The 20,637-nt window shown below is 64.5% G+C and carries 25 protein-coding genes, 2 tRNA genes and 1 pseudogene; 11 read left to right on the forward strand and 17 right to left on the reverse strand.

Features of this window, described 5'->3' with window-relative positions; translation table 11 throughout:
• Positions 1-7 precede the first annotated feature (7 nt).
• Positions 8-757, forward strand: coding sequence for an HAD family hydrolase (locus tag G584_RS0105725; RefSeq protein ID WP_028493759.1), 750 nt, complete (start codon positions 8-10; stop codon positions 755-757).
• A gap of 84 nt (positions 758-841) precedes the next feature.
• Positions 842-1,231 (forward strand): hypothetical protein, encoded by a 390-nt coding sequence (locus G584_RS0105730; protein WP_028493760.1) that lies wholly within the window; start codon positions 842-844, stop codon positions 1,229-1,231.
• Here the strand turns inward: G584_RS0105730 and G584_RS0105735 are convergent.
• Genes G584_RS0105735 through amrS form a run of 3 tightly spaced genes read right to left on the reverse strand, consistent with a single transcriptional unit; the run spans position 1,228 to position 3,642 of the window.
• Complete coding sequence (locus G584_RS0105735; RefSeq protein ID WP_028493761.1) at positions 1,228-1,785, reverse strand: Uma2 family endonuclease; 558 nt, start codon at positions 1,783-1,785, stop codon at positions 1,228-1,230. The two genes, G584_RS0105730 and G584_RS0105735, sit on opposite strands and share 4 nt — an antisense overlap.
• A 4-nt stretch (positions 1,786-1,789) precedes the next feature.
• A complete protein-coding gene (gene amrB / locus G584_RS0105740; protein ID WP_028493762.1) occupies positions 1,790-2,602 on the reverse strand; it encodes an AmmeMemoRadiSam system protein B in 813 nt (270 codons plus the stop codon).
• Positions 2,590-3,642: an AmmeMemoRadiSam system radical SAM enzyme gene (amrS, locus tag G584_RS0105745; RefSeq protein ID WP_028493763.1), complete on the reverse strand. Its 1,053-nt coding sequence runs from the start codon at positions 3,640-3,642 to the stop codon at positions 2,590-2,592. The genes amrB and amrS overlap by 13 nt, the downstream gene beginning before the upstream one ends.
• 72 nt (positions 3,643-3,714) lie before the next feature.
• Between amrS and G584_RS0105750 the strand changes: the two genes are divergently transcribed.
• The 3 genes and pseudogenes from G584_RS0105750 (at position 3,715) to G584_RS0105760 (ending at position 7,074) form a co-directional block, all read left to right on the forward strand.
• Positions 3,715-5,151, forward strand: coding sequence for an SWIM zinc finger family protein (locus G584_RS0105750; RefSeq protein ID WP_028493764.1), 1,437 nt, complete (start codon positions 3,715-3,717; stop codon positions 5,149-5,151).
• 22 nt (positions 5,152-5,173) lie between these two features.
• A pseudogene (locus G584_RS11975) lies at positions 5,174-6,172 on the forward strand (acyltransferase family protein).
• Positions 6,173-6,264: 92 nt separating this feature from the next.
• Positions 6,265-7,074: an alpha/beta hydrolase family protein gene (locus G584_RS0105760; protein ID WP_245563326.1), complete on the forward strand. Its 810-nt coding sequence runs from the start codon at positions 6,265-6,267 to the stop codon at positions 7,072-7,074.
• Here the strand turns inward: G584_RS0105760 and G584_RS0105765 are convergent.
• Together G584_RS0105765 and G584_RS0105770 are read right to left on the reverse strand one after the other, a co-directional pair.
• Positions 7,071-7,403 (reverse strand): nucleotidyltransferase domain-containing protein, encoded by a 333-nt coding sequence (locus G584_RS0105765; protein ID WP_028493766.1) that lies wholly within the window; start codon positions 7,401-7,403, stop codon positions 7,071-7,073. The two genes, G584_RS0105760 and G584_RS0105765, sit on opposite strands and share 4 nt — an antisense overlap.
• Positions 7,366-7,761 carry a HEPN domain-containing protein gene (locus G584_RS0105770; protein WP_028493767.1) on the reverse strand — a complete coding sequence of 132 codons (396 nt, stop codon included), beginning with the start codon at positions 7,759-7,761 and terminating at the stop codon, positions 7,366-7,368. Before G584_RS0105770 ends, G584_RS0105765 begins: the two co-directional genes overlap by 38 nt.
• A 72-nt stretch (positions 7,762-7,833) precedes the next feature.
• Here G584_RS0105770 and G584_RS0105775 point away from each other — a divergent pair.
• The 3 genes from G584_RS0105775 to G584_RS11980 all read left to right on the forward strand — a co-directional run bounded on the left by G584_RS0105775 (position 7,834) and on the right by G584_RS11980 (position 8,772).
• Positions 7,834-7,924 (forward strand) — tRNA-Ser (locus G584_RS0105775).
• Positions 7,925-7,932: 8 nt separating this feature from the next.
• Positions 7,933-8,025 (forward strand) — tRNA-Ser (locus G584_RS0105780).
• Between the two features lie 36 nt (positions 8,026-8,061).
• Positions 8,062-8,772: a DNA/RNA nuclease SfsA gene (locus tag G584_RS11980; RefSeq protein WP_157626383.1), complete on the forward strand. Its 711-nt coding sequence runs from the start codon at positions 8,062-8,064 to the stop codon at positions 8,770-8,772.
• Here G584_RS11980 and G584_RS0105790 read toward each other — a convergent pair.
• Both G584_RS0105790 and G584_RS11985 read right to left on the reverse strand, forming a co-directional pair.
• On the reverse strand, positions 8,725-9,471 hold the full coding sequence (locus G584_RS0105790; RefSeq protein WP_028493768.1) for a ZIP family metal transporter: 747 nt from the start codon (positions 9,469-9,471) through the stop codon (positions 8,725-8,727). The two genes, G584_RS11980 and G584_RS0105790, sit on opposite strands and share 48 nt — an antisense overlap.
• Before the next feature lie 10 nt (positions 9,472-9,481).
• Positions 9,482-9,805: a hypothetical protein gene (locus G584_RS11985; protein ID WP_211218400.1), complete on the reverse strand. Its 324-nt coding sequence runs from the start codon at positions 9,803-9,805 to the stop codon at positions 9,482-9,484.
• A 94-nt stretch (positions 9,806-9,899) separates the two neighbouring features.
• Here G584_RS11985 and G584_RS0105800 point away from each other — a divergent pair, with 94 nt between their 5' ends.
• Positions 9,900-10,724: a DUF4388 domain-containing protein gene (locus G584_RS0105800; protein ID WP_051209188.1), complete on the forward strand. Its 825-nt coding sequence runs from the start codon at positions 9,900-9,902 to the stop codon at positions 10,722-10,724.
• A 2-nt stretch (positions 10,725-10,726) separates the two neighbouring features.
• Positions 10,727-12,082, forward strand: a complete 1,356-nt coding sequence (locus G584_RS0105805) for an alanine/glycine:cation symporter family protein (protein WP_028493770.1) — start codon at positions 10,727-10,729, stop codon at positions 12,080-12,082.
• Between the two features lie 30 nt (positions 12,083-12,112).
• On the opposite strand, the gene G584_RS0105810 is transcribed toward G584_RS0105805, so the two are convergent.
• The 5 genes from G584_RS0105810 to G584_RS0105830 are packed head-to-tail and all read right to left on the reverse strand — an operon-like array spanning position 12,113 to position 14,685.
• Positions 12,113-12,511 carry a hypothetical protein gene (locus G584_RS0105810; protein ID WP_028493771.1) on the reverse strand — a complete coding sequence of 133 codons (399 nt, stop codon included), beginning with the start codon at positions 12,509-12,511 and terminating at the stop codon, positions 12,113-12,115.
• A gap of 10 nt (positions 12,512-12,521) precedes the next feature.
• On the reverse strand, positions 12,522-12,806 hold the full coding sequence (locus G584_RS0105815; RefSeq protein WP_028493772.1) for a hypothetical protein: 285 nt from the start codon (positions 12,804-12,806) through the stop codon (positions 12,522-12,524).
• A 9-nt stretch (positions 12,807-12,815) separates the two neighbouring features.
• Positions 12,816-13,094 carry a hypothetical protein gene (locus G584_RS0105820; RefSeq protein ID WP_028493773.1) on the reverse strand — a complete coding sequence of 93 codons (279 nt, stop codon included), beginning with the start codon at positions 13,092-13,094 and terminating at the stop codon, positions 12,816-12,818.
• A 2-nt stretch (positions 13,095-13,096) separates the two neighbouring features.
• Positions 13,097-13,573, reverse strand: coding sequence for a YbaK/EbsC family protein (locus G584_RS0105825; protein WP_028493774.1), 477 nt, complete (start codon positions 13,571-13,573; stop codon positions 13,097-13,099).
• Positions 13,570-14,685 carry a M20 family metallopeptidase gene (locus G584_RS0105830; protein WP_028493775.1) on the reverse strand — a complete coding sequence of 372 codons (1,116 nt, stop codon included), beginning with the start codon at positions 14,683-14,685 and terminating at the stop codon, positions 13,570-13,572. Before G584_RS0105830 ends, G584_RS0105825 begins: the two co-directional genes overlap by 4 nt.
• Positions 14,686-14,883: 198 nt before the next feature.
• Between G584_RS0105830 and G584_RS0105835 the strand changes: the two genes are divergently transcribed.
• A complete protein-coding gene (locus G584_RS0105835; RefSeq protein ID WP_028493776.1) occupies positions 14,884-16,512 on the forward strand; it encodes a 30S ribosomal protein S1 in 1,629 nt (542 codons plus the stop codon).
• A gap of 64 nt (positions 16,513-16,576) precedes the next feature.
• On the opposite strand, the gene G584_RS0105840 is transcribed toward G584_RS0105835, so the two are convergent.
• The 5 genes from G584_RS0105840 to G584_RS0105860 all read right to left on the reverse strand — a co-directional run bounded on the left by G584_RS0105840 (position 16,577) and on the right by G584_RS0105860 (position 20,574).
• On the reverse strand, positions 16,577-17,839 hold the full coding sequence (locus G584_RS0105840; RefSeq protein ID WP_028493777.1) for a cytochrome b: 1,263 nt from the start codon (positions 17,837-17,839) through the stop codon (positions 16,577-16,579).
• Positions 17,840-17,848: 9 nt separating this feature from the next.
• Complete coding sequence (locus G584_RS0105845; RefSeq protein ID WP_028493778.1) at positions 17,849-18,478, reverse strand: QcrA and Rieske domain-containing protein; 630 nt, start codon at positions 18,476-18,478, stop codon at positions 17,849-17,851.
• 10 nt (positions 18,479-18,488) lie between these two features.
• Positions 18,489-18,971, reverse strand: a complete 483-nt coding sequence (locus G584_RS0105850; protein WP_028493779.1) for a hypothetical protein — start codon at positions 18,969-18,971, stop codon at positions 18,489-18,491.
• A gap of 13 nt (positions 18,972-18,984) precedes the next feature.
• Positions 18,985-19,710: a c-type cytochrome gene (locus tag G584_RS0105855; protein WP_028493780.1), complete on the reverse strand. Its 726-nt coding sequence runs from the start codon at positions 19,708-19,710 to the stop codon at positions 18,985-18,987.
• A gap of 96 nt (positions 19,711-19,806) precedes the next feature.
• Positions 19,807-20,574, reverse strand: a complete 768-nt coding sequence (locus tag G584_RS0105860; protein ID WP_028493781.1) for a sugar phosphate isomerase/epimerase family protein — start codon at positions 20,572-20,574, stop codon at positions 19,807-19,809.
• Between the last annotated feature and the right edge of the window lie 63 nt (positions 20,575-20,637).

The following is a 20,637-nucleotide window of genomic DNA, read 5'->3' on the forward strand; positions in this document are numbered from 1 at the left end:
GAGATACATGAAGCTTTGGCTTTTGGATCTGGACGATACCCTTCTTGTGGACCACCGGGTGAGCGAGGAGGTCTTGGGCCGCTTGGGGCAGGAAGTAGGAGTGGAGGGACTACCCCAGGCGGTGCGAAGAAAAGCAGAGGAGTTCTTCCGGCAGGCTCCCTTCTACCCCTGGGCCGAGCGCATCGGCCACTCGGCCCTGGAGGCTCTTTGGGCCCGCTACTCCACCCCGGGGCTGGAAACCCTGGCGGAGTGGGCCTGGCCCTTTCGGGAAAGGGTTTTCCAGGAGGCCCTTAGGGCGCTTGGCGGTCCTGTGGAGCGGGCCCGGGAGCTGGCGGAGGCCTTTTTCCGGGAAAGGCGCCGCTACCCCCTTTTCCCCGAGGTGCCGGAGTTTCTGGAGGCCCTTAGAGCCAGGGGGGCCATCCCGGTCCTCCTCACCAACGGCGTGCCCGACCTGCAGCGGGAGAAGCTCGCCGGGGCAGGCCTTGGGGAGGCCTTTTCCCTCACCTTGGTTTCCGGGGAAGTGGGGCTTGGCAAACCTGACCCCAGGCTCTTCCGCATGGCCCTTTGCGCCTTTGGCGTGGGCCCGGAGGAGGCGGTGATGGTGGGGGATAACCCCGAGCGGGACATCAAGGGAGCCCTTTCGGCGGGGATAAGGGCGGTGTGGGTGGACCGGGGCCACCGCCCCAAGGACCCCCGGTATCCCGCCCACCTGGAAGTCCAGGACCTCCTGGAGGCCTTGACCCTCCTGGAGGCTTGACCCTCCTTGGCCGCAAAGGGAAGTTTTGATACCCTTTGTGATTTCCCTCCGTGAGCCAAGGACTTCCTGGGATAGCCTTGGACCATGTACGAGGCGGTCCTTTTCCTACACAACCTGGTGCGCTGGGCGGTCTTGGCCTTTGGCTTCCTGGCCCTTTGGCGCCCTGGGGCTAAAGAAGGAGCCTTTTTCGCCCACGCCCTCACCCTGCAGGTGGTGTTGGGGATCCTGCTGGCCTTCGTGAGCCCTCTCTTTCAGGGAGCCTTGGCCAGCCTCGAGGCGACCCTGCAAACCCCAAGCGAGGCCCGCTACTTCGTGGCCGAGCACTGGGTGGGAGGGCTTGTGGCCTTGGGCCTGGCCCACGCTGGGCTTTCCCAAGCCCGAAAGGGAAAGCCCCGGGCCCGGCTCCTCTTCGCCCTGGCCCTGGCGCTGGTGCTCCTTTCCATTCCCTGGTTCCGGCCCCTTCTTAGGCTTTAGCCTAGGAGCTCGGCCACCGGGAGAGAAAAGGAGGGGAAGGCCACGGGAGCCAGGTGGTTCCCTGGGGCCAGGGTTTGGGCTTCCCGGTAACCCTCGGGGGAGGGGGAGCGAAGGACGTGAAGCCGCTTGCCGTCCAGGTCCAGCACCCAAAGCTCAAGGACCCCGTGGCGCGCGTATAGGGGTGCCTTAACCCCCAGGTCGTAGGCCAAGGAGGCCTCCGCCACCTCCACCAGGAGGAGGACATCCTGAGGGCCGGGGTGCCCCTCCTGGTAAAGGTCAGGCCGGGGCCGCAAAAGGGCCAGGTCCGGCTGGGGCTCGCTGAAAGGGTTAAGGCGCACGGGGTCCTGTACGGCGATAAGGCAGGCCCCTTCCATCTCCAAGGGGGTGAACAGGCGGCGAAGGCGCCGCACGGCGGCGGCATGGCGGCTACCGATGGGGCTCATTTCCCAAACCTCTCCCTCCAGAAGCTCCACCCGGTCGTCCTCTCCCAGGAGGCCCGCCTGGGCCATCCTGTGGAACTCCTCCACGGTGAACCGCTTGCGCGCCGGGGTCATGGTTTCATCTTAAGGCGGATGGACCTTGCCCTAAATAGGCCACCGCGGCGTACCCCACCACGCGGCTTGTGTCCCCGGAGGCCTCGGCGCTGGTGGCGTAGGCCAGAAGCGTGGGCTTCCAACCCAAGCTTCTGGCCAAGGCGGTGAGGGTGGCCCAGGGAAGGTGGCCGCAGGCTTCCCCTTGGGCCACTCCCTCCACATCCAGGGCCAGGGCCTTTTCCAGGGTCTTTTGATCCCGCTTTCTGGCCACGGGGTCGGGATGGTAGTGGGAGAGGTCGCTGGAGGCCACCACCAGGTCCCCTTCCCCAAGCTCCGACAACAGGGCCTCGGCCACCTCTTTAGGGTCCGCCTCCCCGAAGAGGAGGGGCAGGATGGGCGTGTCCGGCAAGGCTACCTGGAGAAAGGGGAGGAGGACCTCGAGGCTATGCTCCTCCCGGAAGGGCTCCTCGTAGGTCAGAAAGGGAGAGCCCTGGGCCACAAGCCGGCTTCCCCCTTCCAGGTCCACCGCCACCTCCCCCAAGGGAGTGGCCCAGGCCCGGTAAGGGTAAAAGGCCGCTCCCAAGAAGGGCACGAAGTGGCTGGGCCCCAGGAGGAGAATTCTCCTCGCCCTTCCCCGCCAGGCGGAAAGCACCTTAAAGCCCTCCGCCGCCACCTTCCCCGAGTAAAAGTAGCCGGCATGGGGGGAAAGAAGCCCCCTGACCCTAGGGTCAGGGGAGGCGTGGGCTTTGTGCAGAAGGCCTTCCACCTCCTGCCTTAGGCGCCCTGACTCCAGGGGATAGAAGTAGCCGGCCACCGCCGGGAGCCTCACCAGGTCCATACCCCAGGAATCCTCCTCCCGCACCCCGGGCAGACCCCGGGGACCTCCCAAAGGGGCTTCACCCAGAAGCCCCGGCGCCGGATAAGGAGCCTTCCGCAATCCGGGCAGTGGGTGGAGCTTCTTTCCTCGTCCAGGACGTTGCCCACGTACACGAACTTAAGCCCTTCCTCCTTGGCGATCTCGTAGGCCCGCACCAGGGTGCTGTGCCGGGTGGGCCTCAGGTCCAGCATGCGGTAGTCAGGGTGGGCGGCGGTGAGGTGCCAGGGAACCTCGGGGGAAAGCCCCTTGAGGAAACGGGCCATGGCCCGGACCTCCTCCGGGGAGTCGTTGTAGCCCTCCAGGAGGAGGGTGGTCACCTCCACCCAGACCCCTTGGGCCAAAAGGTGCTCGAGGCTTTCCAGGACCGGCTTGAGCCGGGCCCCGCAGATCTTCCGGTAGAACTCCTCGGTGAAGCCCTTCAGGTCCACATTGGCGGCATCCAGAAAGGGCCGGATATACTCCCAGGCCTCCTTGGTTTCAAAGCCGCTGGTGACGAAGACGTTTTTCATGCCCCGTTTTTTGGCGAGCTTGGCCGTGTCGTGGGCGTATTCAATCCAGACGGCGGGCTCGTTGTAGGTGTAGGCGAGAAGCCTCACCCCCAGGGCCTCGGCCTTCTCCACGATGGCCTCGGGGGGCCAGTCCTCCCCGATGGGCCGGTCCAGGTGGCCCTCCGGCGTGACCTTGAACTCCCGGAACTGGGAGATCTCCCAGTTCTGGCAGAAGGCGCAGAAGAGGTTGCACCCCACGGTGCCCAGGGAAAGGATTCCCTCCCCGGGGTGGAAGTGGTAGAGGGGCTTTTTCTCCACCGGATCCAGGTGAACCGCGGCGGCTTTTCCATAGGTCACCAGATAGAGCCTGCCTCCAAGGTTGCGCCTGACCCCGCATTTGCCTGCTTGTCCTTCCGCGATGGCGCAGTAATGGGCGCAGGCCCGGCACTGCACGTAGCCCTTGGGCAGGGGGCGCTTCAGATCCGCTTCCCTAAGGGTAACCGTCAGGGTCATTTCATATGCTTCTCATCTCATGATACCACGCCCAGGGGGTTTCCATCCGATGGCGAGCCTTAAACTGATCCTGTGCCGCCTTTCCCCCCCAGGGAGGAAAGGGACTTCGCCTCCCTTGTTCCCCGGGAGGTGCTGCGCCGGGGGCTGGCCTACTACCAGGAGGGCCGGGTGCTCAGGGTCTTCCGGGTGGGGGAGAAGGTTTTGGGCTTGGTGCAGGGCTCGGCAGAGGCGCCCTACCGGGTGGAGGTGGGCCCGGGGCTTTGGGGCCGTTGCACCTGCCCTTATCCAGAGTTCCCTTGCAAACATGCGGTGGCCCTCCTCTACGCCTATGTGGAGGAAAAGGCACCGGACCTGGCGCCCCTGATTGAGGCCCTAACCCCTGAGGAGGCCAGGGGCCTCCTGAAAAAACTCGCCCTCCTTCCCGAGGTGGGCCTTTACCTGGCGGAAGCCCTGGCCCCGGAAAAGGCCTTTCTGGAAGGGGTGAAGGACCTGCGCCGGGCCTTCCGGCTGGGGGGAGGGCAGGAGGAGGCCCGGGCCCTGTCCTTGCGCCTGGACCGGGTGGGGAGGAAAGAGGTGGAGGCCTACCTGGAGGCGCTATTGGAAGCTCCCTTTGACCCGGAGCCCTACTTGCGGATAGCCCTGGAGCGCTACCTGGCCCTCACCCCTAGGCTTTCCTTCCTCCTGAACCTTTACCTGAGGCACCCTTCCGAGGCCTTGCGGGAGGCTTTCCTGCAGGTGGCGGGGGAAAGGGGGGAGGAGGCCCTTCACCTTTTAAGGGGTGGGAACGGCTTGGGACTTAAGCGGGCGCTTAGGGCCGAGCTTCTCTTCCGCCTGGGGCGGGTGGAGGAAGGGCTTTCCGCCTTGCGGGAGGGGCTGGAGGGGGTTGGGGACTACCTCCTCCTGGTGGAGCGCCTTATGGCCTTGGGACGGGTGGAGGAGGCATTAAGGTATGCGGAGGAAGCCCGGGACTGGTTTGGAAAAGACCCCAGGCTCCTTCCCCTTCTGGACCTGTTGGTGGCCCATCGGGGGAGCCCGGAGGACCACCGGGCCCGCTTTGGGGTACGGCCGAACCTCGAGGACTACCTGGCCCTAAAGTCCAAGCTGGGCCGGGAGTTTTACCGGGAGCGCAAGGCTCTTCTCAGGCAGGTGCGGGACCCTGCCCTTCTTGCCCGCATCTACCTCTTGGAGGAGGATTGGAAGGCCTTGGACCGCCTGTTGAGGAACACCCCACCGGAGGCCTATCCCGCCTTGGCGGAGGTCCTGGAGGAGAAACTTCCCGAGGAGGCCAAGAGGCTTTACCTGGAGGCGGCAAGGCGCGAGGTGGAAAAGGGAACCCGCAAGGCCTACCGGGAGGCAGCCAGGCTCCTTGGGCGCCTTTCCCGCCTGGACCCCAAGGCAGCCCGTGAGGCGGCCTTGGCCTTGCTGCAGGCTTATCCCCGTCGCCGCGCCCTAAAGGAGGAGCTCGGCTTTTGGCTCTCGGAAAAGCCTCATGGGCCTATGACAGAATAGCCCTGTGGAGCGCTTTCCCTGGGTGGAGGTCTTCCGAGGGCTTGCCATTTTGGAAGTGGTTCTCCATCATGTTACGGGCCGCTTCCTGCGGGAGCTTGATCCGGGAGGCTGGGAATGGCATCTTCTGGCGGCGGTGAACCGCACCCTGCATTTTGCCGTTCCCGCCTTTCTCTTCATGGCCACCCTGGTCCTGGGGGCGAGCTTTTTACGGGAGTTCCGCCTGGGTCGGTACCTTAGGAACCGCGCTTTGCGCCTCCTTTGGCCCTACCTCCTCTGGAGCGGGGTGTACTTGGCCTTCCGCTACTGGGACCACGGCCTCTTCTAGCCTGAGCGCCTTCTTCACCAGCTCCTTTGGGGGAAGGCCTACTTTCACCTCTACTTCCTGGCGGTGGCCCTGCAGCTCACCCTGCTTCTGCCCCTTTTCCTTCTCCTCCTAAGGCGGAGGCCCCACGGCCTGGTCTTTCTCCTCCTGGGGGTGGGGCTTACCCTGGGGGTCTACTTTCTGAACCGCCACTACCGCTTTTTGCCCTACCCGGGGAGCTTTGTCCTCTGGTACACCCCAGCCATCGTGTTGGGCCTTTATTTGGCAGGCCGCCTCGAGGGGCTGCCCCGCCTGTTGCGCTTCTGGCCCTTGGCCCTTTTAGCCGCTGGGGTGGGGCTTTGGGGGTACTTGCCCCTGGCCTTGGATGTGCTGAAGCGTCTTCCCGTGAACACCTTCCACTACCAGGCCTTCCACTGGCTGTACACCACGGGCATGGCCTTCCTCCTCCTGGCCTTGGCCTATGCCTTGGCCCGTACTCCCCTGCGGGTTCCCCTGGCCTTTTTGGGGCGCTATTCCTTGCAGATCTACCTGGTCCACCCCATGGTGGTGCGTCTTCTGGAGAAGTATCCGGACTTTCCCGAGCCCTTAGGCCTTAAGCCTGCCTTTGCCGTCTACCTGGTCCTGGCGCTTTTCCTGCCCCTCTTTCTGGCCCATTTGCTCGCAAGGGCCAGGGTATCCCCTGCCCTCTTTGGCCGATGAGGACGCTTGGGGTTTGGCTTTTGCTTCTGGCCCTCGGCCTTTTTTGGGGGTTGCGGTCAGCAAACCCTGGGCTGAAAAAGGTGGAAGGCGGTGTGGTTTACGGGCGGGACGGCGTCACCCTGTTTGCCCAGGTATGCCTTCCGGAGGGAACCACGGATCGGGCGGTGGTCCTGGTGCCCGGCGGTTTCGGTCCTCCCACGGAGGGCATGGAAAAAAGGTGCCGTTTCTATGCGGAAAAGGGGGTGGTGGCCCTGGTGCCCCACCTCCGGGGCCGGGGAAAAAGCGGGGGCAAGGTGAGCGGTTGCTTAGGGGAGGCTGAGGACCTGGTGCTTCTGGCCCGCCTTCTGCCCAGGCTGGGGATTAAGCATTACGCCTACGTGGGTTACTCCCTGGGGGCCTGTGTGGCCTTGAAGGCGGCGGCCTTGGAGGGAAGGGCCAGGGGCGTGGTCTTCGTCATCGGCCCCGTGGACTTTGTCGAGCAGGTGGAGATCCTGCGCCGCTCCCGTCCTGAGGCCCTTGCCCGCTGGCGGGAGGTTTTCGGCGGGCTTCCCGAGGACTGCCCGGACTGCTACGCTCGGCAAAGCCCCTTACCCTATGCGGCCCTTTTGGCGGCCCCCCTTCTCATCCTCCATGCGGGCAACGACCCCCTTATTCCCCCCACTCAAGCCTGTCGCCTGAGGGATGTGCGGGAGAAGATGGGCCGGAGGGTGTATCAGGTAGCCCTGACCCGGGAGGGTGAACCCTGGACCCTGCCCCTAACCAAGGACCGTGCCTGCCTAAGGCCCACGGGGTTCGGCCCCCTAGGGGAGGACCACCTAATCCTCTTTCCCGACCTCCACCATGCGGTGATCCCAGCCATGGAGGCTTGGGTGGAGCGGTTTGTCTTGGCCTGGCTCCGCTAAGAGTCCAGAAGGGGGATGGCCTGGGCCAGCATCCGTTCCAGAAGGGGTTTTAGGGTGTTTGTTTCCTCCTCCGTGTAGGCGTGAAGCTCCACCGGAAGGCCCTTAAAAGCCTTCCGCGCCAGGCGGTGAAGGTCCTCACGGGCAGGGCCTTGGTAGATGAGGAGGAGGTCCACGTCGCTTCCCGGTAGTGCCCGACCCGCGGCCCAGGAACCGAAGAGGTAGGCCTGCCGGAGGGGAACTTCTTCCCTTAGCACCGCTAGCCCTTCCTTCAGGCCCTTTAGGATTTCCTCTTTAGTCCAAGGAGGGAAGAAGACCCTGACAGAAGGCATTGATTTCCTCGGCATGCTGCAAAAGCCGCTCGGCCTCGGGGCGCCGGTAGCGCTCAAAGGGAGCCCCTTCGGGGAGGGCATCGGGATAACGGGTGGGGATGTAGGCCTTGTCCAGCTCGCTGGCTGCGTCTAGGAGGGACTCGCTTACGGGATGCCGCTTGGCCAGCTCCTCCAAAAGACCCAGCACCGAGTCCCCCCAGGCCACAGCCCCTAGGTGCTGGAAGACAGCTTTAACCGCTTTTCCCGCTGCTTGTTGGGCGGTGAAGGCGGCCCACTCGTAAAACCCCTTTTCCAAGGCGAAGCGGGCGTGCTCCAAGTCCCTCCTTGCTTGAAGGATAAAGTCCCGGCTTCGCTCCACAAAGGCAGTATAGCCCATCCCGATTGACAACCCAGGGGGCTTGCCGCATAGTAAAGGTTGCGGCCATACCTTGGAGGGTTGGCCGAGCGGTTGAAGGCGGCGGTCTTGAAAACCGCTGTGGGCTTCAGGCCCACCGGGGGTTCGAATCCCTCACCCTCCGCCAGAAGGCTTGGAGAGGTGGCCGAGTGGTCGAAGGCGGCACCCTGCTAAGGTGTTGTACCGGGAAAACCGGTACCGCGGGTTCGAATCCCGCCCTCTCCGCCAGGAAGCCCGGTCTTAGACCGGGCTAAAGTTTTGGTCATGCTGGCCTTGTCCTTGCCTCCCCTCAAACCCTGCCGTTTCCTAAGGAGGAGAAACCGCTTCCTGGTGGAGTCGGACGTGGGGCTCCTGCACCTTCCCAACTCCGGGCGGATGGGGGAGCTTCTCCTTCCCGGGACCCCTTGCTTTTACCATCCCAGGGCCACCCCCAAGACGGTGGGGCGGCTTCTTCTTTTGGAGAGCCGGGGCGTGTTGGTGGGGGTGGATGCCTCCTTGGCCAACCGTCTCCTGGAGTTGCTTTTGAGGGAAGGGGTTTTCGGTTCCCTTGCGGATTTGCGCAAAGAGGTGCGCCTAGAAGGGGAGAGGCTGGACTTCTCCGCCCGGATTGGAGGGAAGGAGGCCCTTTTGGAAGCCAAGAACTGCAACCGGGTGGAGGGAAGCCTAGCCCTTTTTCCTGATGCGCCTACCCCTCGAGGCGCCCGGCACCTGAGGCTTCTTTCGGGGTTTGCCCGGGCCGGGGGCTTGGCCTATGCGGTGTGGATGGTCCAGCATCCCTTGGCCCGGGCCTTTGCCCTCGACCCTGAGGACCGGGTTCTTTACCAGGCAGCCCGGGAAGCAAAGCGGGCTGGGGTGCAGCTTCTGGCCTACCGGGTGCGGCCGACCCTCGAGGCCCTCTACCTGGAGGGACAGCTTCCCTGGGTTTGGTTACCCTCCCAGGAGGATCTGGAAGGCCACCATCAGGGCCGCGGCTAGGGTGAGGACCGTGGCCACCCCCTCGGCCTTGGCTTCCTTCAGGGCCTCGGGGAGGATCTCCGCCGCCACCATCCAGATCATGGCCCCGGCGGCGAAGCCCAGGCCTACCGGCAGGGCGGGCTTGAAGAGCTCCACGAAGAGAAAGGCGGGCACGGCCATGAGGGGTTGGGGTAGGCTGGAGAAAACGCTCCAAAGGGCAGCGCCCAGGACGCTAACCCCCCTGGGGATCAGGACCAGGCTGATGGCCAAGCCCTCTGGAATGTTGTGCACGGCGATGGCCAGGGTGATGAAAACCCCTAAGGCCTCCCCGCCCCCGAAGGCCACGCCTACCCCCACGCCCTCGGCAAAGGAGTGGAGGGTCATGATGCCCACCATCATGAGGGCCTTGCGGGCGTCCAGGCCGTTTAGGCTCCCGAAGCTTACTTCCCGGCCATGGAGGAAGCGGTGGGAGAGCTGGATGAAAAGAAGGCCCAGGACCACGCCCAAGAGGGTGCGGCCCAGATGGTAGTGCACGCCCTCGTAGATGAGGCCGAAGCTGGCTGAGAGCATCAGCCCGCCAGCTGCGGCGTTGGCCAGGCCCAGGTGGTGAGCCAGGATACGCCGGGTGAAGAGGAAGGGGAGGGCCCCTAGGCCCGTGGCGACGGCGGTGAGCAGGGCATATAGGAAGACGGTCCAGGGAGAGATGGGGACGGGCTCCATGGCTTCCATCTTAATGCAAGTGAGTATTATTAGCAATAAGCTGCCCCCACACCGCCAGAACCTGAGCGGGGGTTTCCGCTGTCAGATGGGCGGAAAGTAGGGCCCCCCTGGGGAGCCCTGCTGTCCCTCGATGCTCGGGTAGCTTTCGGTAAGCCTCCTGGACCATTCCCCGCCGGTCCTGCCGGCGCACCTTGAGGAGGTCTTCCAGCCGGGTGCCATGGCCGAAAAAGGCCGGTGGGCTTACGCTAAACCCAACCTCCCGCAACACCTGGGGCAAGGGATCCAGGGTGAGGACGGGGTGCGGGGTAAACCCGTGGAGCAAGAGGAGGTTCATGCCCCTAGCTTACGCAAATGGGTTTGCCCTTCGGGCAAAGCAACGGGATACCCTGCCTGGACGCTTGGAAGGGGGCATGGTAAAACGGGGGGGAATGCTGGGTCAATCACCGGGCCATTCTGGGCGACCTTCAGGCTACCTTGAAGGCAATCTTGCGGAGTTTCCCTTCTCGGCCTTGGTGGGGGCTTTGATGGGCACCGGCCGCACGGGCCGGCTTCTCGTCCGCACCCCTTACCTGGAGGGGGAGGTCTTCCTGCGAAACGGCCAGGTGGTCCACGCCCGGGTGCGCTCGGGGGAAAAGGCCCTGGAGGGGGAGGAGGCCTTGGACCTTCTCACGGGGATCAAACGGGCTCCCTACCGCTTTGAGCCCGAGGTGTCGCCTCCCCATACCACCCTTCTTGGGGGGCTTGCGGTCCCCGCTCGCCTGGCTGAGGCCGAGGCTCAGTGGCGGGGGCTTGCCCTCCCCGCCGACTGGGGGTACGTCCTGCGCCTGCCCGCCAAGGGGGGTGAGGTAGAGCTTGGCCCCGAGGCCTTGCGAGTGCTCGCCCAGGTGGAAGGGAAACGCATCGTGGAGGTGCTCCTGGCTCCGGGGACTTTGCGCCTGGCCCGCATCCTGCACACCCTTTTGCAAATGGGGGCCCTCGAGGCGGTCCCCCTGGTGGAGGTGGCGCCCGCTTCCCTTCTGGTCCTTCCCATCTACGGCCCGGGGTCCGGGGTGGCCTATGTGGATGAGGCCCTTTACGCCGAGTGGGCCCGGGCCATCCGCCACGGGTTCCGCTTGCGCCTAAGGCCTCCCGAGGTGGTGATGGAGGTGCGGCCCAGGCCCAATATCCCGGGCCGGCTGGGCCTATTGGAGGAGGATCTGAGGCGCCTTCGCCTCAGGCGGGGGGATAGGGTGGAGGTGGTGCCGGAGGTATAGCTATGGATATCCTGGCCTTAAACGAGTATCTCAACCGAGTGGTATACGGCTTTCCCATGAAGCTGGTCTTCCTCCTGGTGGGGGCCTATCTGGTCATCTTCCAGATCCGCTGGTTCAGCGCCCCCTTGCGGATGATGCGGGTTTCCTTCAGCGAGACCCTGGGGGCGATCCGCGAGCGCGCCTACGGCTTTGGCGGGCAGATCACGCCCTTTCAGGCCACCATGGTGGCCCTCTCCGCCACGGTGGGAACCGGGCACCTTTTGGGTATGCTGGCGGCGGTCCTCATAGGGGGTCCAGGGGCGGTTTTCTGGATGTGGCTGGGCTACTTCTTCGGCACCGGTACCAAGTTCGCTGAGGCCACCTTGGCGGTTCATTTCCGCCGCCGCTATGCCGATGGCTCGGTTTCCGGCGGGCCCATGTACTACCTGTACCGGGGTCTCCCCAGGCTTCGTTTTCTGGCCTACTTCTTCGCCTTCTTCGCCGCCGTGGCCGCTTTTGGCATCGGCAACCTCTCCCAAGCTGGGGCGGTGGGGGGCGCCCTGGCTCCCCTAGGGGTACCTCCGGCTTTGGTGGGCCTTTTCCTGGCCCTGCTGGTGGGGGTGGTGCTGGGTGGAGGCATCGTGTGGGTAGCCCGTTTCGCCCAAGTGGTGGTGCCCTTGAAGCTCCTTCTCTTTTTGGTGGCGGTGGTTCCCCTTTTGGTGGTTTACGGGGGCCAGCTTCCGGAGGCCCTGGCCCTGGTCTTCCAGGCGGCCTTCAACCCGGAGGCAGCCTTGGGAGGGGCAGCGGGGTATAGCCTCTTCGCCGCCATCAACGCCGGGCTTGGCCGGGGCATCTTCGCCAACGAGGCGGGCTTGGGCTCCGCGCCCATCGCCCACGCCCAGGCCCAGGTGGACCATCCCGTGCGCCAGGGCTTCTGGGGGGTTACCGAGATGTTCGTGAGCTTCCTGGTGACCAGCCTAACCGCCCTTACCTTCATCGCCTCGGGGCTTTGGCGAGAGGGGGGAAGTGCTGCTGAGGCGGCGGGTGCCCTTTTCCAAGCCCATCCCCTAGGGGGGTTTGTCCTGGCCGTCACCGTGGCGGTTTTTGCCCTGGGGACCATGGTCTCCTGGGGATTTTACGGGGAGGAGGCTGCGGCCTTCCTCTTCGGGGAGGGGATCCGCTGGCCCTACCGCCTCACCTTCGCCGTCTTGGCCTTTGTGGGGCCTTTGGGGGGCCTCGAGGCCTTCTTGGCCATCTCCGACACCCTAAACGGCTTCATGGCCATACCCAACCTCCTGGGCCTCATCCTCCTGGGGCCGGTGGTGGGCCGGCTGGTCTACGGCTTCTTCCGGGGCGAGCCCTGGATACCACCCCGCTGACCGGCGGTTTTTCCAAGGGACGGTTCTCGTTCAATGGAATAGCGCCCGTATGGCCTTTTCCAGCTCCTCTCCCGTTTTGCGGTCCAGGGTGAGCTTGACCCTGAGGGCCACCCGTAAGGCTTCCTCCTCGAGGGCCTCCCGGCTTTGGCACCCCTCCAGGCTGGCCACAAAGGGGTCGGCCTTGGAGCCGAGCCGGGTTTTGAGGAGGCCCACCAACTTCTGGCAAAGCTCCTTGGCGCCCTCCACGGGCAGGATCAAGCCCCGCTTGAGAAGAGCGGCCAGGATGGCGTAGGCCTCCTCCCCGAGGCCGCTTTCCCGCACCACCTCCTCCTCGGTGCGCCGACCGTCGCAAAGGGTGTAGACCCGCCACTCCTCGGGGGTGGGCTTCCAGTCGGTTTCCGGAGGGTTGGGGTTACGGCGAAAGACCATGGCTCCATGGCTACAAGGAGGCCACGATGGCATCCAACAAGCGCAGGACCATGTAGACGAAGACCGCCCCCAAAAGGAGGATCAGGGAGAGGAGGAAGAGGAGAAGGCTGCTGGGCTCACTCCAGGTGAGAATCAGGACCACCAGGTAGGCCAGGGCAAAGAAGACGATGAGCCCTAGCATTTTCCCGCCCCTTTCTCCTATGACCCCGCCGGGGATGGCCCGCTTTAGCCGAAAGCCGTAGAGGACGTTATAGACCATGATCAAAAGGCCTAAGAGCAGCGAGAACTTTTCCATGGCTCCATTCTAGCCTTTCCATTCCCGGATGGGTATCAGCTCTCCCCCCTCAATGCGTTTGCGCACGGGGCGGTAGCGGGTGTCGAACCAGATTTCCAGGACCGCCCGGTCCAGGCTCTTGGGAGCCACGATCTCCTTGCGCACGTAGTAGCCTCCTTCCACCGGGCTGATCTCCATGCTCTTGGAGAGCCTAAGCTCCACCACTTCGCCGCTTTTCGTGCGCACCCGCACCCGGAAGGCCAAAGGGCCTTCGGGCTTCACATGGGGGTCTTTACGGAAGAACCACATGCCTAGGCCTCCTTGAGATCGGCCACCTGGGCTCCTGTGAGGGCCAGAAGTTCCTCTGGGGTCAGGGAGAAGAGGGCCTTGGGGGTACCCCCTGCGGCCCAAACCAGGGGGTAAACCAGGAGGTCCTGATCCAAAAAGGCCGGAAGAGGGGTTTCGTGCCCCACAGGGGGCACCCCGCCGATGGCGTAGCCGGTCAGGGCGCGCACCTCCTCCGGGGTGGCCCGCCTCAGGGCTTCGCCCGTGACCTTTTGGGCCTTGGATGGGTCCAGGCGGTTCCTACCGCTTATCAGGAAGAGGTAGGCCCCTTTTTCTCCCAAGAAGATCAGGCTTTTCACAATCTGACCCACCTCGGCCCCCACGGCCTCTGCCGCCTCCTGGGCGGTGCGGGTGGAGGTGGGAAGCTCCACCACCCTTAGGTGGCCGAATCCCTTTTCCTCCAAGGCCCTTTGTACCTTCTTTGCAGAAGGGGAGAGGTTCATAAGGCATAGAGGAGTTCGGCCAGAAGGGCCACGCGCCTGGGGATTTCTGAAACCACCACGTACTCGGTCTTCTGGTGGGCGTCGCCTCCAAAGAGACCGAGGCCATCCAGGGTGGGCACCCCAAGGGCGGCGGTGAAGTTGCCGTCCGATCCCCCGCCCACCCGTCCCGGGCGCAAGGAGAGGCCCAGGGCCTCGCCGATGGCCCGGGCCTTCTCGAAGAGGGCCAGGCTTTCCGCCGTGGGCTCCATGGGAGGGCGGTTAAGGCCACCGGAAAGCTCCAGCCTGGCCCCGGGGAGGATGGGGGTGAGGTTTTTGAGGCCCTCCTCCACCCGCTTCACCTCCTCCAGGGTCCAGGCCCGGAGGTCGATCTCCACCCAGGCTTCCTCCGCCACCACGTTGCTCACCGTGCCCCCCGCCACCACGTTGGGGCCCAGGGTGGTGCCCTTTGCCCGGTCCTCGAGGGCCGCCACCTTCACGATCTGGTGGGCGAGTTCCAGGATGGCGTTCACCCCCTTTTCCGGCTCCACTCCTTGGTGGGCAGCCTTGCCCAGGGCCTTAAGCCGGTAAAGCCCTACCCCTTTTCGGGCCACCTTGAGGTCCCCTTCCGACGTGGGGGGCTCGAGGACCAACACCGCCCGGGCCTTCCTGGCGGCGGCCTCGATGAGGGGCCGGCTTTCCTTGGAGCCGATTTCCTCGTCAGGGGTGAAGAGGATTTCCAAAGAGGGGAGCTTCCTTCCCGTGGCCTCCGCGTGGCGAAGGGCATAGAGCAAGGCCACGATGCCTCCTTTCATGTCGTAGACCCCGGGCCCCACCGCCCGGTCCCTTTCCACACGGAAGGGCTCGGGGAAGCTTCCCTTGGGATGGACGGTGTCGTAGTGGCAAAGCACCAGGACCGGGGCCCCTTCCCCTTCCCGCTTCAAGAGCAGAATGGGGCCCAAGGGGGTGTCCTTGCGGGAAAGCCGCCCCTGGAGGGGCCCGAAGGCCTCTTCCAGGAAGGCCGCCGCTTCCATTAGGCCCTTCAGGTCCTTGGAGGGGGATTCCCGGCGCACGAAGGCCTCGAGGTCCTTCAAGAACTCAGGGAGCTTCGCCTGCATCCAGGCTAGGGTTTCCATGGGCTCATTATGACCCAACCCCAAGAGGCCTGGTGCCTCTTGGCAAGGGGGCCTCCCCGTGGTATAAAGGAAGGGTATGCCCTTCGGGGCCGGTTCACACGGAAGCGGGGAGTGAGGCTTCTCCCCCTCCTTTTCGTGTGGACGTGCGCAAAATGCGCCCGCCTTCTCTGGAAGGCGTGTAAGGAGGAAAGAGGCGGCATGGAAGAAAAGGCGATCCAGGTCAGCGAAGCCAACTTGACCCCAGGCCAGACCTTCAGCATGGAGGAGGCCCTTCAGGAAACCGAGGCCCGCTTGGAAAAGCGCGTGCGCCCGGGCCAGATCCTGACGGGCAAGGTGGTCCTGGTGGGTTCGGAGGGTGTGGCGGTAGATATCGGCGCGAAGACGGAAGGCACCATTCCCTTTAACGAGCTTACGGAGAAGTCCCTTCCCGAGGAGGAGCTACGGGCTCTTTTCAAGCCTGGGGACCAGGTGCGGGTCCAGGTGATCAAGGTGGACCCCGAAACGGGCCAGGTTCTTCTTTCCCGCAAGCGGGTGGAGGCCACGGAGCACTGGGACCGCATCCGGGAGCTTTATGAGAAGGGCGAGCCGGTGACCGTCACCGTAAAGGAGAAGGTCAAGGGAGGCGTGGTTGCCGACCTGGATGGCGTGTCCGCCTTCATCCCTGCTTCGCAGCTGGACCTCAAGCGCATCCCCAACCTGGATGCTTACGTGGGCCAGCAGATCCTGGTGAAGATCATCGAGTTTAACCGCAAGAAGGGGCGGGTTCTCCTCTCCCGTCGGGCGGTTTTGGAAGAGGAACAGAAGCGGGCCAAGGAGGCCTTTTTCCAAAGCCTGCAGCCCGGCCAGGTGGTGGAGGGTACGGTGGTGGACGTCACCGACTTCGGGGCCTTCGTGAACCTGGGCCCGGTGGACGGCCTGGTGCACCGTTCCGAGATCACCTGGGGGCGGTTTAACCACCCCAAGGAGGTCATCCACAAGGGGCAGAAGGTGCGGGCCCAGGTGGTTTCCGTGGACCCCGAGAAGGAGCGGGTCAACCTTTCCATCAAGGCCCTGATCCCCGATCCCTGGACCACCGTGGCCGAGAAGTACCCGGTGGGAAGCCGGGTCCGGGGCAAGGTGGTGGGCCTCACCCAGTTCGGGGCCTTCGTGGAGGTGGAGCCTGGCCTCGAGGGGCTCATCCACATCTCCGAACTCTCCTGGACCAAAAGGCCCAAGCACCCCTCCGAGGTGGTGAAAGAGGGGGACGAGGTGGAAGCGGTGGTCCTTCGGCTGGACCCCAGTGAGCGCCGCCTTTCCCTAGGGCTCAAGCAGACCCAGCCCGATCCCTGGCAGCTCCTCACCGAGAAGTATCCCCCGGGCACCGTGGTGAAGGGCAAGATCACCGGAATCACCGATTTTGGGGTCTTCGTGGAGCTGGAGCCCGGCATGGAGGGGCTGGTCCACGTTTCCGAGCTGGATCACGGGCGTATCGAAAACCCCGCTGCCCTCTTCAAGAAGGGGGAGGAGATGGAGGTGGTGGTCCTCAACATCGACCCCGTGGAGCAGCGGATCTCCCTCTCCCGCAAGCGCCTTCTGCCCCCGCCGCCTCCTAAGGCCGAGGAGGAGCGGCCTCGCCGGGCCAAGGGCAAGGAGGCCCGGGGCAAGAGAAAGCCTGGACCCCGCCGGGCGGTAAAAGAGGAGCGCCGGGAATACGAGTATGGGGCCGTGGCCGAGTACAACCTGTACGATGCTTCGGCGGTGCCCACCACAGGCGCCAGTGTGAAGCTGGGCGACCTCTACGGCGACCTGCTGGCGAGCCTGGGCCTCGAGGAGGAAAAGACCTCTTAGGTTGTAGGGAGAACGCTAGGGCCCCCGCCTGTGGCGGGGGCCCTCTTTCTAAGGCTACGGGGGCCTAAGCCTTATGCGGGATTCTTTCTTTTCCGTAGAAGATGCGGAGCAAGGTGTAGGAAACGATGTAGGTGAGCAGGGGACCGCCCAGAACCAGGGTCCAGAGCACAGCGTTGTTTCCCAGGATGGAGCCCTGTTGCTGGAAGTCGATCTTGTACCCCGCCAGGGTGGCCATGAGGAAGAAGACCAAAAGGGAGAGGATGACGCTGGTGCGCACCGGATGCTCTGAGGGAAGCTCCATGTAGCGCATCTTGTCCTTGCGGGTGTCCACGAAGGGCAAAAGAAGCCCCACCAGGCCCAGGATCCCCGGGATCACCACCCCCCCGATGAACTCCGGTCCTATGGTGGCCCCGAAGAGGTGGAACTCCCAGCTGGAGGGGATGATCTGCAGGATGCCGTAGATCCAGAGGAAGTACCAGTCGGGCTTGACCGCAGGGGTATTGGGCGTGGGAGGGCCGAAGGCCTCGATGGGGTGGGCCAGGAAGGCCCCGGCGATCATGGTCATGATGCCCACGTACAGGGCGAAGAGGATGCCCATCATCACCAGCTGTTGGGGGTACATGGGTACCCCGAGGATCTTTCCGGGGGCTACCCTTTCTGCATACCGGGGCTGGGTGTGCTTCTGCTTCATCATGATGGCCAGGTGGACCCCGATGAGGGCCATGAGGAGGAGGGGGAGCCAGAGGACGTGGAGACTGTAAAGCCGGGGGATGGACTTCTCTGAGCCCGGGAACTCCCCGCCGAACATCACCTGGGCCAGGGTGGTTCCCACCCAGGGGATGGAGTTTGCGATTCCGTAGCCGATGCGGGTGGCGGTGACCGCGTAGTTGTCATAGGGAAGGGCATAGCCGGTGAAGGCGGTGACCACCGCCAGGCCCAAAAGGGCCAGGCCCACCAGGTAGTTGAGCTCCCGGGGTTTCTTGTAGGCCCCCGAGAGGAGGATGCGGAGCATGTGCAAGAAGGCGGCGGCGATCATCACGTGGGCCGACCAATGGTGGAGGCTACGGATCACCGCCCCGAAGGGAAGGCTGTCTATGTAGAGGACGCTGGCGTAAGCAGCGGGTACGGTGCGGCCGTCGGGGAGCTTGACCTCCCGGATGGAAGGCTCAAAGTTCAAGGTGAGGAAGATGCCGGTGAGCACCAGGACGACGAAGGCGAAGAGGGTGATCTCCCCCAGGAAGAAGGAATGGTGTACCGGGAAGGCCTTGCGCAAGACCTTCTGGTAGAGGCCCGTGAGGTCCAGGCGTTCGTCTAGCCATTTGTACATGCTTCCCTCCTAGACGTGACGGCAGAAGCCCGCTTCCGCCTTCACCCCCACCTCGCCCAGGAACTCCCCGGCGGCCACCAGGACGCCTTCTTCCACCTTAAGGGGAAGCTGGGGTAGAGGCCTGGGCGGGGGGCCAGCGATGACCCTGGCTCCGCGGGCGAGGTCATAGATTCCACCGTGGCAGGGACAAAGGCCTGCCTTCTTGTCCGCCACCCACTGGCTCACGATGCAGCCCAGGTGGGTACATACGGCGGAGTAGGCCACAATCCCTTCCACCCCGTTCTGGGCGGTTTCAGGGGAAAGCTCATCCGGGGTATACCGTACCACCAAGACGGTGTTCTTGGCCTCGCCGCTCTTCACCACCTTGGTCTTGGGGTCCATGGGGTAGGCCAGAACGAAGGGGTCGCCGGGCTTGAGCTCCTCAGGGCGGATGGGTTTAGGCTTACCCCCGCCTTGGGCGTAGACCAGGATGTCCCCCGGCTTCAAGGGTTCCTTCTCCGGGGTGACCTCGGCCTTGGGGCGCAGGCTCGCCCCCACGTAGAAGGCGGAAACCAGGGAGAGGCCGATTCCGGTGCCGATGGCGGCCTTAAGGAAAAGCCGCCTGCGGGATCTTTGCAAGCGAATCTCGCGCTCGTCCATGCTTCACCTCTCACCAGGGGAAGTGGCTCTTTTCCTCCTCGGTGACCACCTCGTCCCGGCCAAAGAACTTCTTGTAAATGCCCAAGAGGGCCGCCACCACCAGGCTGATGGCCCCAAAGACCAGGCCCTGGAGCCAGGTGGGGTTGTGCCCGGTCTGGGCGGAGTAAACGATGAGGCGCACGAAGAAACCGGAAAGGGCGGTGAGGAGGAGGACCAGGACTACCCCTACCGCTACAGGAGCCGTGGAGGGGGTTGGAAAGTGGCGGCCGGGGCGCAGCTCTACCCCCTCCAGCCAGTAGGAGACCAGGCCGATGAGGCTGTAGAGAAGGAAGACGGCGCCGAAGGCCATCAGGCCGATCTGGCCCACGGAAAGCTCCTCTGGGGTGTGGCCAAGGAGGCGGGCGATGTGGCGCCCATCCAGGTAGGCCATGTAGAAGAGGCCTGCGGCCAGGATGAGGGCGAAGGTGGGTACGATGGGGTCATTGCGGTACATGTCTTAGCCCTCCTTATTCCACTGGGCCGAAGTTGTTGCCGAAGCTGTTGCGGATGTAGGTGGCCACAGCCTTGAGTTCCTCATCCGAAAAGGCGGCGCCCACCGCCGGCATGGCCCCACGGCCGTTTTTGATGGTGTTCAGGACCAGCTGGGTATCTTTGAGGTTGGGATTTCCCGCCAGGGCGGGGAAGGCAGGGGGCATCCCCTGGCCGTTGGCCTGGTGGCAGGCGGCACAGTTGGCCTCGTAGATGGACTTACCCTTTTCCATGAGGGCTTGGTCCACGTTGGCGGCCTGGCCAGCGCCTTCCTTGGGGGCCTGGGCTTCCTGGGCCGGGGGGGCCACTTCAGCCACCACCTTCTCCGCCGTAGGGGAAAGGGCGAAGTAGGCCCAGATGCCGCCCAGCACGATCACCGAGGCCACCACGTACCAGATGGGGTTGAAGCGCACAGGCTCCACGGGGAAATCGGGTTCCCCCACGGCCAGGCGGAGCTCAAGGGTCCCTGCCACCTCCCCCCCCTCGTCCAGGCCCAGGACCATCACGTCGGGGTAGTTGTTAACGGTGAAGGGGATTTCTCGGACCTCCTGGCCTCCGCCGCGGAAGTGGGTCACCACCCGCAGGACATGCTCCCCGTCGGGGATCTTTCGGGTGTCCAGGTTGAGCCGGTAAGGAGGTTCCTTAAGAACCGCCAGGGGCTCGCTAGCCCCGTCTAGGTACACCTCAATCCGGTCTACGACCATTCTGCCTCCCTTTGTGAAGGGGGGTACAAACCCCCACTCCACTACTATAAGCGTACCCCGGCAAGGACAGATGTCCCCGCTCGTGGAGGGAGAGGCTTAGGAGGCAAGGAGGGCCTGCAGGCGGGAAAGGCTCTGGCGTACTCCTTGGATGTTCCCACCCACCTCGAGGGCCGCGGTGGCGGGGGAGCTCCTCAGCCGGGAGGACAGCCTTTCCCAGGGCACGGCTCCCGTGCCCACGGGCAGGTGGTCATCCCTGCGGGCGTGGTTGTCGTGGAGGTGCAGGTGGATGAGCCGGTCTCCCAGGGCCTCCCAGTAGAGGAAAGGACCCAGGGGACCCAGCTCCACCAGGGCGTGGCCCACATCCAGGCAGAAGCCGTACTGGGGGAAGCGGTCCAGGAGGGCCTTTAGCTCCTCCGGGCCCCGGAGGAGGTCCTCCTCGGAAAGGGCCAGGTTTTCCAAAGCCACGGGGAAGGGAAGGGGAAGGAGGGCGGAGAGGGTCTTTTCCAAGGCCTCCCGGGCCAGGCTTATGGCCATGGGGTGGCGCACGGGCACCTGGCCAGTGTGGAGCACGCCCACCTTGGCCCCCAGGGCCTCGCCAAACTCCAGGGCCCGCTTGAGGCGCTCCTCGGCCAGGGCGCGGACGCTGGGGATGAGGCTGGCTGGGTTCATCTCCACGAAGGGAAGGTGCAGGGTGAACCCCACCCCCAGGACTTCCCCCGTGGCCCGCAAGGTCTTGGCGTCGGGAAGGGGCAGGACCTCGTGCAGGTCGTAGGGAACCTCGAGGTCCAGCCCAAGCTCCGCCGCCAGGCGGAAGGCTTCCTCATAGCCCATCTCCGCATTGAAGGGACTGAAACCTAGGCGCATCCCTGCCATTTTAGGGTTTTTATGGAGGAGCTAACCCCTTCTCGCCCTATTGGGCCCCTTAGG

The sequence above is a fragment of the Thermus antranikianii DSM 12462 genome (assembly GCF_000423905.1).
In the GTDB taxonomy this organism is placed as follows: domain Bacteria; phylum Deinococcota; class Deinococci; order Deinococcales; family Thermaceae; genus Thermus; species Thermus antranikianii.